The sequence below is a fragment of the Filimonas lacunae genome (genome assembly GCF_002355595.1).
Classification (GTDB): Bacteria; Bacteroidota; Bacteroidia; order Chitinophagales; family Chitinophagaceae; genus Filimonas; species Filimonas lacunae.
The window spans coordinates 1,577,215-1,591,684 of record NZ_AP017422.1 but is presented as its reverse complement, the minus strand read 5'-3'; the positions used below and the strand labels follow the sequence as shown (position 1 = coordinate 1,591,684).

Annotated in this window: 5 protein-coding genes; 2 read left to right on the top strand and 3 right to left on the bottom strand. The window is 47.3% G+C overall.

All coding sequences use genetic code 11. The features are described 5' to 3' along the window. The first annotated feature begins 93 nt into the window (after window positions 1–93). On the top strand, window positions 94–1,437 hold the full coding sequence (locus FLA_RS06415; protein ID WP_076380075.1) for a lipopolysaccharide biosynthesis protein: 1,344 nt from the start codon (window positions 94–96) through the stop codon (window positions 1,435–1,437). On the opposite strand, the gene FLA_RS06410 is transcribed toward FLA_RS06415, so the two are convergent. Genes FLA_RS06410 through FLA_RS06400 form a run of 3 tightly spaced genes read right to left on the bottom strand, consistent with a single transcriptional unit; the run spans window position 1,424 to window position 12,614 of the window. Continuing rightward, the gene (locus FLA_RS06410) at window positions 1,424–2,134 is read right to left on the bottom strand and encodes a 4'-phosphopantetheinyl transferase family protein (RefSeq protein ID WP_144264067.1); all 711 of its coding nucleotides are present in this window, start codon (window positions 2,132–2,134) and stop codon (window positions 1,424–1,426) included. The genes FLA_RS06415 and FLA_RS06410 overlap by 14 nt on opposite strands. Continuing rightward, window positions 2,109–6,134 carry a non-ribosomal peptide synthetase gene (locus FLA_RS06405; protein WP_076380077.1) on the bottom strand — a complete coding sequence of 1,342 codons (4,026 nt, stop codon included), beginning with the start codon at window positions 6,132–6,134 and terminating at the stop codon, window positions 2,109–2,111. Before FLA_RS06405 ends, FLA_RS06410 begins: the two co-directional genes overlap by 26 nt. 12 nt (window positions 6,135–6,146) lie before the next feature. Continuing rightward, window positions 6,147–12,614, bottom strand: a complete 6,468-nt coding sequence (locus FLA_RS06400; protein WP_076380078.1) for a type I polyketide synthase — start codon at window positions 12,612–12,614, stop codon at window positions 6,147–6,149. 616 nt (window positions 12,615–13,230) lie between these two features. On the opposite strand from FLA_RS06400, the gene FLA_RS06390 reads away from it, so the two are divergent. Further along, a complete protein-coding gene (locus FLA_RS06390) occupies window positions 13,231–14,430 on the top strand; it encodes a GTP-binding protein (protein ID WP_076380080.1) in 1,200 nt (399 codons plus the stop codon). Window positions 14,431–14,470: the final 40 nt, after the last annotated feature.

Sequence of the window (14,470 nt, the reverse complement as noted above, 5' to 3'; positions counted from 1 at the left end):
AACTTACTACGTCAACATTTATGACAATCCACCCGAAATAAACTTATCTTTACTTTATTCCAAACTCGAAAACAACCCATCGCAAGCGCTGACATGAAACTGAAGCAACTAGGGAAAAAATTTAATAACATACATTTTTTATCCCTGCTAACCAATGGTTCTGTTGCTGCACTTGGCGTAATAAGCAATGCTCTTTTATGCAGGGCTTTATCTTTAAACGACCGGGGTGAATGGCTTGTTTTTTTAACTACTTTTCTTACAGTAGACAGCCTGCGATCCGGCTTTCTTACTACCGCCTTTATTAAGTTTTATGCCGGGGCCGAAAAAGAAAAGGCAGACCGCGTTGCCGGTTCCAGCTGGTTTATTGCGCTGGTAATTACCTTAGGTATTTGCATCATCAACATCCCTACCTGGTTTATTGCCGGCCATATAAAAGACACAGGCCTATCCTTGTTTTTTAAATGGGTGGGCATTAATATGCTGGTTAGTCTTCCCTACTTTATGGCCATTTGCCTGTTGCAGGCACAGGCCCGGTTTGATAAACTGTTACGATTACGGCTATTTAACATCATCTGCTTTATTGCATTTATACTGATATTATATTTTGCCAATCTCAGCACCACTCAGTATACCATCTATGCCTATATGCTTTCATTTGCTATCAGCAGCATGGTAGCGTTGCTTACAGGCTGGAGCCAGGTACAAACCTTTTCTAAAAAAAGCAGGGAGCATATACTGGAGCTGTATCATTTTGGTAAGTTCTCTGTAGGCACTATTGTTAGCGCCAATATGTTCTGGACCATAGAAACCTACATTGTCCGCTACTTTCTTGGACCTGCTGCACTGGCGGTGCTGGATATTGGCGTAAAGCTGCTGGAAATTATAGAGATACCCCTACGCAGTTTTGCAGCTTCCGGCATGCCGCTTTTATCTGCCGCTTATAACAACAACGACCCGCAGCAGGTGCTTACCACCATGAAAAAGATGATAGGCATGCTCACCGTTATTATGGTGCCTGTAATATTGGTAACCATTGTATTTGCTGAAATTCCTATTTCACTGTTAGGTGGTGGAAAATATGTACATACCGAAGCAGTGAACCTTTTCCGGATATTCCTGGTGTTGTGCCTGCTGTTTCCTGCCGACAGGTATATGGCTTTAACGCTGGATGCCATTCATAAACCAAGGGTTAACTTTTACAAGGCGCTGGTAATGCTGGCTGTGATAGTAATAGCAGATATTATTGGCATTCAACTTACCGGCAATATCTATGGCATTGCCTATGCATCGCCTTTTCCTATTATCATCGCCATTCTCATCAGCTATTACCATATTCAAAAGTATACACCTTTCCGCTTCTGGGATATTTACCGTTTCGGATACCAGGAAACTTGGAAAAACCTGGAGGTGATTAAAAAAAGATTTACGAAATCGTAAAGTCCAGCGCAGCAGCTACTCCGGCTTTGCCAGTGCAGGCAATAGCAGCCGTATGCCGGCCATCTACAGCAAAGCAGGTAACACTATCATTCTGTAGCATATTTTCACGCCAGAGTTCACCGGCTACGCCTGCTCCCTCCTTTTTAAACCAGGCTTCCTTTGCCGTCCATAACCGGTAAAACTGTTCCAGGCTATTACTGCTTTGCTCTATATAAGCAATCTCCTGGGGATGAAAAGTAGCTGGCAGCATATTTCTGTAAGAGAAATGGTTATTGATAAACTCCACATCCACCCCTACCGGCAAGGCAGAGAAAGCCAGCACCACCCAATTACCGGAATGGGATACATTAAAACTTACAGGCAGCTCGGTAAAAGGCTTTTCCGCTCCCTGCTGTTGCACTACCACCTTATTAGCAGGTACATTCGCAAACTTCGCCAGCAGTAGTTTTAAAGCCACCCGCCCCACGGTAAACCGCTGATAATCGTCCAGCTTTCTATACCGCGCAGCGCGCGCCTGCTCCTTATCTGTAAGCAGGTATTCAAACTTATCGCAGGCTACAAAACTATCCGACACATTTACCCGAAACACATATGCCTGCCCGGTAAGCGACCGCACAGGCATGTGTAACCGAAAGCCCTGCCAATGCAATATGCTAATATCAGCACCGCTTTTACCCATTGCTTTCTGCGGTTTCAATGGCTTTTTCCAGCACCGCCACAAACTTTACTTCATTCGGATGCTCAATAAATGTTTTATGATCGCCGGGCAAATCGTGAATAAACAAACCTCCTTTGGCAAAAGGCTTCCAGCCCATATACATCGGATCATCCAGGTAGTACAGTTTCTTTTTCACCTTAAACAGGTGAATGGCTTTATGATAAGGCGCTAAGCGATATTCCAGGTAAGCACGATCATACTCTTCATATATTTTTTCCTGGAACGATTGATCGGCCGTAATCATCTTCTCCTCTGTACCCCCCATCAGCAGCTTCTGAAAGCGTCCTTTAATACTCTTCAACTGGTAAAGGATGGTATCCTGGGGGTAGCGGAAAAACGACCCCGCAAAGAATAATATTTTCGGAAACTGGCGCAACACTTTTTTCACCAGTTGCATCTTGCGGCTGTCGAACAAAGCCACATTATCTACATAAGTATCTATCATACCCAGCATCGTTACCTTCTTACCAATCGCTTCCAGCTGCCGGCTCATTTCCAGTGCAATCATCCCACCCAGCGAATAGCCTAAAAAGATATAAGGCCCATCGGGGTTTTGCTGGCGCATATCTGCTATATAACGTGCTGCCACATCTTCAATAGAAGTGATTTCCGGATCGGTGCCATCCAACCCCAGCGCCTGTATGCCATACAAAGGCCTGTCGGGCGCAAAGTTTTTAATAATGGAATGAAACATCAGCACGTTTAAGCCCGAGCCATGTATGATATACACCGGCGTTTTGCTACCGGTAGATTTAATAGGCACCAGCGAAGTCCACTGCACCGCTACATCCTTTTCTTCTATCAGGCTGGCCAGCTTAGCAATAGTTTCATGTTCAAACAAAGTGGCAATAGGCAGGCGCACACCTGTTTCTTTTTCAATACGTACCATTACCGACACAGCTGTTAAAGAATGGCCACCCAGTTCAAAAAAGTCGTCGTGTATACTTACCTTATCCAGCTGCAACAAGTCTTTCCAGATCTCCGCCAACAGCTTCTGTTCTTTTGTTTCCGGCAACACCATCACCCGCTGGTGGTGTTGATGTAGCTGTTGCAGCGCTATAGCACCCAATTGCTTTTTATCGGTTTTGCCATTGGGGCTTAACGGTATTTCTGTCACACGTATCACTTGCTGTGGCACCATGTAAGCAGGCAATAAAGCCTGTAATTGCTCTTTCCATTGCGCCGCCTTTATGTCAAAATCGGCATCAGTTAAGCCTTGTACTACTACAAAGGCCACCAGCTTCACTTCTTCCGCTCCTGCCTGCACGGCATGCACTACCGCTTCTCTTACCCCCGGCATACCCAGCAAATGATATTCTACCTCTTCCGGCTCAATTCTATACCCTCTTATTTTTATTTGCTGATCACTGCGTCCCAGGCATTGAATTTCGGCATGTGGCAACAGCTTGCCCAGATCGCCGGTTTTATACAGCTTGCCATTGGTGCTGGTAAGTGTGTTAGTAATAAACCTTTCTGCGGTAAGCTTCGATTTATTGATATATCCCCTGGCTACTCCTTCCCCTCCTATATAAATCTCCCCTATACTGCCGGGAGGTACCGGCTGCATATTGGCATCCAGTATAAACACCTGCGTGTTTTGCACGGGCTTGCCTATGGTAATAATTTCATCTTCCTGGTGTACGCGCTTGGCAGTAGCATAGATAGCTGTTTCGGTAGGGCCATACATATTCCACACCTCCTCACAACGCACCAGCAGCTCACGCGCCAGGTGCAGTGATAAGGCTTCACCCCCGGTAATGATTTTGATAGGCAAAGACTTTTCCCATCCTGCTTCTATCAACATTTTCCAGGTAGCGGGTGTGGCCTGCATCATACTGATGTTTTCCTGTTCCATTACCTGCAGCAATGCACGGCCATCTTTGGCCATATCTGCATTGGCCAGCACTATCTCGGCCCCTGCCAGCAAGGTTAGAAACAGCTCTACATAAGCAATATCAAAAGAGATACTGGTAATGGCCAGCAGTTTATCGGCTGCTGTGATACCGGGGCTTTTTAACATGCCCGTGAACAGGTTTACCACATTGCGATGCGTAACTTCTACGCCCTTGGGTTGCCCGGTGCTGCCGGAGGTATGTAAAATATAAATGAGTTCATTACCCGCGTAAGGCACTACCGGTGCAGTAGCAGCATACAATTCCTTATCCGCAAACAGCTCTTCCGTCAGCAATAACTTCAAAGCATCGTATTGCGCTGCATATTTCTGTGATGTGATCATCAGCTGTGCCGCCACATCACCCAACACATAGCGCGTTCTGGATACCGGATAAGAAGGATCTAACGGTAAAAAAACAGCTCCGGCCTTCATAATCGCCAGCAGCGTAATCACCAGTTCCGGCGTTCTGTCCAGCGAAATCCCTATTCTATCCCCGGGCTTCACCCCGTTGGCTATCAACGCATGCGCCAGCTGATTACTCGCAGTGAGCACCTCCTGGTAAGTAATATTCTTCCCGGCATAACGAATAGCCGTTTTAGGTAAATGCTGTTCGGCAGCTGCACTGATCAATTCATGCAACGCTTTCTCTTTAGGATAAGACTTCCCGGTTTCATTCATCCTGCCCGACACTTCGTTGCCCACCGCCTTATCTGTAGCAGAAAGCGCCTTTAACGGTATGGCAGGGTTTTCTACAATCTGTTGTAATATCCTTTCAAAGGTTTCGTGAAACTGTTGTATGGTGCGGGGCTTAAACAACTGTGTGTTATAGCTCCACTCCACGGTAATCTTATCGTTGTTACCGCTGATGTTTACAAACACCTCAAAGGTTTCGTACTCCCGGGGAAAGCTGGTAAGCCGGTGCTGCAACCCTTCCAACTGCACATCATTATCCAACCCCAGATCTACGTTAAACACTACCGGAACCAGGGTTACCCGCGATGAATCGCGCGGGATATTCAACGCCTTGAGCAGGCTGCCAAATGTAATATGCTGATGCTCGTAAGCTTCCAGAATTTCGGACCTCCTCTTTTGCAGATATGCAGCAAACGTGAGGTCGCCATTCAATGAACTGCGCAAAGGAAGCAGGTTTACACAATGGCCCACCAGCCCGGTATTGCCGGTGCTGGATTGCCCGGCAGCCGGTAATCCCAGCACAATATCTGTTTGTCCGGTTACCTTATACAGGAATAACTCAAACGATACCAGCAAGGTGGTAATAAAGCTGGTACCATGTTTTTTACCGGTTTCTTTCAATGCATGAGTTAAGGCCGCAGGCAGGCCATGGTCATCCCTACGACTTTTATAACTGCGCTTTGCAGGCCGCGGAAAATCGGTAGGCATATCCAGTTCGGGCAAAGGAGCCTTAAACTGCTGCAGCCAGAAGTTGCGAATCTGTTGCTGCTGCGGACCATTCGCTGCTTCCATTTCGGTTTTGGCATAGGGCAGCATTTGCGGCGCAGGCAACAGGTTGGTGGCAGTGCCTTTTACGGCTGCGGAATACAGCTTACCCAAATCCTGCAGGATAACACCTACACTCCAGCCATCGCCAATGATATGATGTATGTTGATAATAAGCTGATGCTTTGCTTCACCCAGCTTTACCAGGTGAAACAACAATAAGGGGCCATTTAGTAAATCAAAAGTGGTAGCTGCATTTTGTAAGGCTATGTCTTTAACCACCTCCTGCTGTTTACCAGCAGGCATGTCCGATAAATCTACATGCACTATCGGCACCTTGCTAAATGCATATACAAATACATATTCACCATTGGCACTGATAGAAGACCGTAAGGCTTCATGCCTTTTAAATAATTGCTGAATAGCTTCTTCCAGCAGCGCCACCTGTAAAGTACCGGTAAGTAACAGGGCAAAGCATTCGTTATAGGCACGGTTGGCATCAGCACCACCTATCAGCGTAGATAAATAAATTTCTTTTTGAGATTCATTGGTAAAGCCAACCTTCTCAATTTCCGGCCCTCTTAGCGGGTCGTAGGCAACAGGGTTAAATTGTACGTTTCCAGTCATGTGTAAAAGTGCTTATGCTTCAACAATTTGTAAATACTTACCGGGCGCTTTAGGATCGGCCATAAACCAGGCCGGATTGCCCTCTGCATCCTTACCCAAACGGGCCTGCGGATGCGGGGCCACCTCAAAATCGGCGACGCTTTCTTTTGCCTGTGTATCCTCAGTGGCATATGCAGGAATCAGTTTCACCGCTTTTAACACCTTCACGCTCTCTTCAAATTGCTGAATAATCGTATCTACATCGCCCAACGTATGAGCAGTAGTAATAAAACAAGGAAAACCATCCCATATATGAATACCTCTTTCCCGCATCAGCGTAAACACCAATTCACTATAGGGATATTCTTCATGAAACTTCAACTTCCACAAAGAACCAAAGTTTACTGCGTATATGGGCAACTGGTATTGTTTGCCTATTTTATTCAAGGCATTGGCCAGATAGGCCGTTAACTTATTCAGGTTCTCTTGCAAAGATGGCCCCGCCTGCTTCATGTGCTCCAGGGAAGCAATACCCGCCGCCAATGCCAGTGGATGACGCACAAAAGTACCGGCAAAATAAGTAACGCCTGCTTCAGGCACCGAATCATCGCCATACTGCCAGAAACCACCATCCAGCGCATCCATATATTGCTTTTTACCGGCAATAGCACCAATAGGCATGCCACCACCCACCACCTTACCATAGGTGGCTACATCAGCCTGTATACCAAAGATGGCCTGTGCGCCACCAGGGTGGGCACGAAAGCCGGTGATCACTTCATCCCATATAAGCACGGTACCTGCTTCGGCAGTTATCTTTCTTATCTCCTTTAAAAACGCTACGGGCTGAAACTCCGGCCGCCGGCTTTGTACCGGCTCTACCAGCACGGCAGCCAGTTCATGCGCACGCTCTTTGATAATTTGTAAGCTTTTATCTGTACCATAGTCCAGTATCAGCATATTCTGCACGGCTTCCGGTGTAATGCCCGGTGCAGCCGGAAAGCTTTTTAATTTTTGTGTACCGCGTATGATCACTTCGTCATTAATACCATGATAGCTACCTGTGAAGGCTACTATCAGCGAACGGCCCGTTACCGTTCTGGCAATACGCATAGCGCCCAGCACCGCTTCCGAACCGGTATTACATAAAGCCGCACGGTCAAAGCCCGTAAACTCGCAAATAAGCTTAGCCAGCGTACCGGCATGCGCATGCTGCGGTCCTAACTCATAGCCACGCTCTACCTGGTCCAGTACCGCTTTCTTTAAAAAGTCGGGCTGAAAACCAAACATGCTGGAGCCAAATCCATTCAGCGCATCTATATATTCGTTGCCATCCAGATCCCACAAATGACACCCCTTGCTTTTATGGATCACGATGGAATACACCAGCTCTTTGGTAAGCGGTTTAAAACCAGTTACCACACGCGGGTCGGCCATATGCGCCCGGTTTTGCTGTGTATATTCTTTGCTCGATTTTGTTTTAGTGTTATAGCTTTTAATAAGCGCCTGCAAAAACGCCTGTTGCTGGGCGTTTAAAGCAGTGGACTGCTTCTCAATTCGTGCAGCTGCACCAAAAGGCTTTTTCAACTCTACTGCTTCCGCAGCTGTAATGTCGGCAATATCAGGCACCTTCACCGGCACTACCGCAGCAGCTCCCGGACTTTGCAGGGCAGCTACCTGCCGGGTTAAATCGCCCAGCTGTTTCATAATCATATCCAGCGGCGAACCGGTGGCGGCAGTGGTAGCAACAGGCGTTTCTGTTACCGCATAAGCACTGGCAGGCAATTGCTTGTCCAGGTACTTAGCCAGCTGTTCTACATTCGGGAAAGCATCATTCAGCTGTTTAAACGAAATGGGTAGCTTAAATTCTTTTTGCAGGCTGATAGCCACCTGTGTTAAAAGCAAAGAATCCATCCCCAGCTCAATAAACGAACTGTTATGCTCCGTTTCTCCAATGGTGACTCCCGAAGCATTCTCCAGGATCTCCTTAATTTTTTTAACCAGGATCTCTTTTCTGTTCATGGGTTGTTGCAATACAGGGTTAACAATGGCGGTTTCCTCTGGTATAGTAGTGGTAAGAGATACCTGTGTGGGTGCAGCATTTACCCAGTACCTCTTTTTATCAAAAGCATAAGTGGGTAGCGATATCCTGGCCCGCAGCTGATGACCATATACCGCTTTCCAATCAGGCGTAACACCTAGTTTCCATAACTGGGCCAGCGCTTGTAGCAAACCGCCGTAAGCATTTACCGGTTCTTCTGACTGCTCTAAGCCCGCTATCGCTTTTACAGGCTTACCCGCCATAATCTGGAAGGTTAAGGTAGATAACGTTTTACCCGGCCCCACTTCCAGCATCACCAGTGGTTGCTGTGCAGCTGCAAAATCAATGGCAGCAGCAAATTGCACCGTAGCCCGCATATGACTGGCCCAGTAATCAACACTGGTGGCCTGCTCATCTGTTAACCAGCTGCCCGTTACCGTGCTTACCACCGGCTTGCGTGGTACCTGCAGCGATACCCTGGCTATAATCTCTTTAAAAGCAGGCACCGCTTCATCCATCATATAAGAATGAAACGCGTGGCTGGTATGTAACTGTTTATATAATATACCTTGTTTTTCCAGTTGTTTGGCATAAGCGCCCACTGCATCGAAAGTACCTGCCAGCACACATAAGCCAGGCGCATTAAGTGCCGCCACGCTAATGTTATCCGGCAAGGTAAGCGTGTCAACAGCTGCTCTTACACTCAGCATAGCCCCTTGTGGTAAACAGCTGATCAATCGGCCCCTGGCTGCAATCAGCTGTAAAGCATCTGCCAGGCTAAACACACCTGCCAGGTGGGCCGCCACAAATTCACCTACACTATGGCCCACATACACTGCCGGCACAATGCCCCAGCTCATCCACAACTTTGCCAGTGCATATTCTGTAACAAACAGCGCCGGTTGTGTATAGTAAGTATTCGTAAGGGCGTAAATATCTTTCAGCTGGTAAATGATACTTCGGATGTCTTCCCCCATAATATCCTGCAGCAAAACAGCACACTCATCCACCGCCTGTTGAAACACGGGTTCGCGGTCGTAAATGGCTTTGCCCATATTATTAAACTGCGCTCCTTGTCCGGGAAATAAAAAAGCGACCTCCATCGCCTTCGCAGGCACTTCCACCGCTGGCAACTCCTCGCTTAACTGTCTCATAGCATCCGCAGTGCTGGTAGCCACCAGGGTTTGCCTGAAAGGCAGTGTTTCCCGCGTGGTTTGCAAGGTATAGGCGATATCTCCTATACCTGCCTGCGGATTATGCGCAATAAAATCTTTCAGCTTGCCGGCATATAAATGTGCACTGTTGGCCGATTTAGCCGACCAGCTGAACAAAGCAGCATCCGGCTGCTTTAACAATGGAATGCTATTATGTGGGTATTCCTGTAATATCACATGCACATTGGTACCACCCACCCCGAATGAACTCACTCCTGCCAAACGCTCTCCTTCGCTTTTCCAGTGCGTTAAAGCAGCATTCACATAAAAAGGACTATTCCCGAAATCAATTTCCGGATTGGGGGTGTTATAGTGGATAGAAGGCGGCAATTGCTGATGGTATAACGCAAAGGCCGTTTTAATAATACCCGCCACACCTGCCGCATGCGTCAAATGCCCGATATTACTTTTTACAGACCCAATAGCACAGTATTGCTTTTTATCAGTGTTACCATAAGCCAGCTTCAATCCCTCTATTTCTATCGGGTCGCCAATAGGCGTAGCCGTACCATGCGCTTCTACATAACTGATTTTATCAGGTGTTACACCGGCATCGCCCAATGCGGCGGCAATAGCGCCTGCCTGCCCGGCCGCATCCGGTGCGGTAAAGCTTGTTTTTTCGCCGCCATCGTTGTTAATGCCCACTCCTTTAATAACCGCATAGATGGTATCTCCTGCCTGTATAGCCTGCTCCAGCGGCCGTAACAGCACCACACCGGCGCCATCGCTGAATACAGTACCACTGGCCTGCGCATCAAACGTGCGGGTGTGCCCGTCGCTGCTGAACATAGCCCCTTCCTGGTGCAATTGCCCGCTGTTTACAGGCACTGTAATGCTCACACCTCCTGCCAGCGCCAGGCTGCACTGCCCGTTACGCAAAGCCTCCACCGCCTGGGCAATAGCCAGCAACGAAGTGGAACAGGCCGAGAATACACTTACCGCAGGCCCTTTTAAATTCAGGTGATAAGCCGTGCGGCTGGATAAATATTCTTTTTCATTCAGCGTGCTTACCTGCAGGCTTCCTACCTGGTTAATCTTTTGCGGATTGGTAAGCACATTGTTGATAAAGTAGGTATTACTTCCACTACCGGCATACACCCCAATAAGCCCGTTATATATGCCCGGCAGGTAGCCTGTGCTTTCCAATGCTTCCCGCGCTATTTCCAGGAAGATGCGCTGCTGTGGATCCATCAGCTCTGCCAGCTTGGGCGATAAGCCCCAGAAAGCCGGATCGAATGCATCCACCTCATTCACAACCCCTCTGGCTTTTACATAACCCGGCATTTGTTTTAGCTCGCTGTCAATAGAAGCATCCAGCTCTTCTTCTGTAAAAAAACGGATACCTTCCTTGCCTGCCAATAACATATTCCAGAAAGCTTGTGCTGAATCAGCGCCAGGCACACGGCAGCTCATGCCAATGATGGCGATATCTCCGTTTGAGGCAGGCTTGTTAGGGGAATAGGCGGGCAGCTGCGTGGTTTTTATAGCACCAGTGAGATAAGCTGCGATGCCGCTGATAGTAGGATATTGATAAAGCTTTGTAATAGGCAGCTGTATATTATGCTGCTTTAAAGCAATGATTGTTTTTTGCGCCAGCAGGGAATTACCCCCCAATTCAAAAAAACTGTCTTCTGCACCAATGGCATTCAACTGCAACACTTCTTCCCAAACACCGGCAATGGTTTGTTCCAGCTCAGAAACAGGTTGGCGAAAAGCCACATCCAGCTCGGGTCTTTTCAGCTCGGGCTTTGGCAATGCTTTCTTATCTACTTTACCGCTGGAAGTTCTGGGAAAAGTATCCAGCCACACAAACGCAGCAGGAATCATATACTCCGGCAATTTATCGGCCAATGCGGTTCTTACTTGTGCGGTAGTGGTAGGGGTACCGTTCGACAACAGGTAAGCCACCAGCTGCTTATTCCCCGGCACATCTTCCCTGGCTATTACCACAGCGCTTTGCGCCACACCCAGCACATTCAACGCCACCTCTACCTCTGCCAGTTCTATCCGGTAACCTCTTATTTTCACCTGGTCATCTGCCCTTCCTAAAAACTCAATATTGCCATCCGGCAGGTAACGCGCATGATCCCCTGAACGATAAATAGCTATTTCGCCCTTTACAGGGTGTTTCCAGCGGGTAAATTTTTGTTGGGTTAACTCCGGCTTGTTCAGATATCCTTTACCCAAACAGGCGCCTGCTATGCACAATTCGCCCACCTCACCATCGGGCAGCAGGCCATCTTTTTCATCCAGTATGTATATCTCTGTATTGTCAATAGGTTTACCAATGGTAGGTAAAGCCGGCCATTGCGCAGTATCGCCTTCCAGACGTAGCTCTGTTACTACATGACATTCTGTAGGACCATACTGATTGTATAATACGCAACCAGGCAGGTGTTGAAAGAAGCTGCGTACCTGCTCTGTGATCTTTAACTGTTCACCTGCCGTCATCACCTCGCGTAAAGAAGCGGGATATAAATGGCTGCTGACAGCGGTTTCGGCCAGCAACTGCAAGGCTACAAAGGGCAGGAATATCCTGTTCACCTGTTTTTCATCTATCAACTGTAACAGGCTATCCGGGTCTAAACGCAAATCGTCATGGATAAGCACCAGCTCCCCCCCTGAAATTAAGGTGGCAAATATTTCCTGGAATGATACATCAAAGCTCAGCGGAGCAAATTGCAGGGTTTTGTTTCCCACGCCCGCCACAGAATGTTGTTGCTGCCATAACAGTAAATTATATAAAGCACTATGCCCCATACAAACACCCTTGGGCTTTCCTGTTGAACCGGAAGTATACAGTATGTAAGCAATATCTGTAGTTACCTGCTCGCCTGTTTCCCGGCTGTTCTCAGGCCTTTGCAAACCCAGTGAAGCAAACAGTTCTTCTTCTTCCTCATCGCATAAGCAATACTTTGTTCCCGAATCGGCAATCTGCTGCGCAAGTCTGCTGGCAGGATAAGCAGGATCGAGCGGCATATAAGCCTTACCAGACTGCAACACTGCTAACACCCGAATAATCATATCTATGCTTCGGGTAGTGCTTACACCAATAATAGGATCAGATAAAGAAGTGAGGAAGTGCGCTGTTTTTGCTACCGCTGTATCTAACTGAGCATAGGTCAGGTGTTTTCCCTGGGAGGAAATGGCAACAGCTGTGGGATGGCTGGCAACCTGTTTTTTCAGAAGCTCGTACACATTCACTACAGTACTGGGCACAACGATTCTTTCCGTGCGGATGCTCATAAGGGAATGGGATTTAAAGTTATTACAATAATAAACCTTATCCCGCAAAGTAGGGAAAAATTGAGCTTAAATGATGAGTAAAATAGGCTTAAAAAAGGAACTCCCGTAGACACAGGTGTTCGTAGTTATTCTATAAATCAAAAAAGGTAACGATACTTATTAAGTATCTTATATGTTTAAGAACATTACTCTTTCACTGCTAGACTGGCAAATAACAATAGAAGTTCAACCTTCTTCATGCGCACCCTGCCAGATAATGATGCAAATTATAAACACCTGTAGACAGCTGACCCATTTTGGCCGTATTTAATTACGAAACCGATTTCGTAATTGCTACCTGCATCGGCTATTGGCAAGCGCTCTAACGCATTACCACTAACGGTTTTCAGGCACCTCACCCACAACATCTGCCATAAACATCCATTAACACCAACGCCTATAACCCTTACTACGTAAGGGTTATAACACACTTTACCTGGCGCATCCTCTTGCTTATTTATTATCCACAAGCAATAAAAACGCGCACTCCGTTTTGCAACTCTTTTGCAAATATCCATATTTTCGCAACTCAATTGCAAATAAAAATTATCGTAAACAATTTCCAAAACTGGTTTATATGATCAAACAGTTGCCCGTTACCGTGTTAAGTGGCTTTTTAGGAGCCGGTAAAACCACCTTACTCAATCACGTACTGCACAATAAAGAAGGGTTGCGTGTAGCCGTGATTGTAAATGACATGAGTGAAGTGAACATAGATGCCCAGCTGGTAAAAAACGAAAACACCCTGAGCCGCACAGAAGAAAAGCTGGTGGAACTAAGCAATGGCTGCATTTGCTGCACTTTGCGGGAAGACCTGTTACAGGAAGTTGCTAAACTGGCTACCGAAAACCGGTTCGATTACCTGTTGATAGAAAGCTCCGGCATTAGCGAACCTTTGCCTGTAGCGCAAACCTTTACCTTTCACGATGTAAGCAAAGGCATTGATCTTGGCCGCATGAGCAGGCTGGACACACTGGTTACCGTGGTAGACTGTTTCAACTTTATCAAAGACTACAGCAGCATAGATTCTCTGCAAGACCGGCAGGCTACTGACATGACTGACGATTACCGTACATTGGTAAACCTGCTTACCGACCAGGTAGAGTTTGCCAACGTGATATTGCTAAACAAAACCGACCTGGTAACGCCGCAGGAAGTGAACATGCTAACCGCCATGATTCGCAAGTTGAATGCAGAAGCCCGCATAGTATCCACTTCCTTTGGCAAAGTACCGCTGGATACTATTATCAACACCGGCTTGTTCGACTTTGACAAAACCAGCCAGAGCGCCGGTTGGATAGCAGAAATGAACAAGGAACACCACACACCCGAAACAGAAGAATACGGTATCAGCAGTTTTGTATTCCGCAGCCGCCGCCCCTTTCACCCCGAACGTTTCTGGCACTATATCAACACCGGCTGGCACGCCAATATTATCAGAAGCAAAGGTCTGTTCTGGCTGGCATCCCGCCCCGATGACGCCATCAACTTTAGCCAGGCAGGTGGTAGCCTGCGCGCCGAAAATGCCGGTGTATGGTGGTGTAGCATGCCCTACCAGCAACGCATTCAATACGCCGCCTTCCTCGAAAACCAGGAAGCCATTGAAGCCCAATGGAGCAAAACCTTTGGCGACCGGATGAACGAGCTGGTGATTATTGGCCAGGAAATGAACAAAGGTGCTATTGTAACAGAGTTGGAAGCCTGCCTGTGCAATGCCGCAGAAGTAGAAGATATGCAAACAGGCCATGCCTTTAAAGATGCCTTTCCGGTGTTTTAACGGGGCTGCATTAGCATGTTTATAAGAATAGCCAATAGCA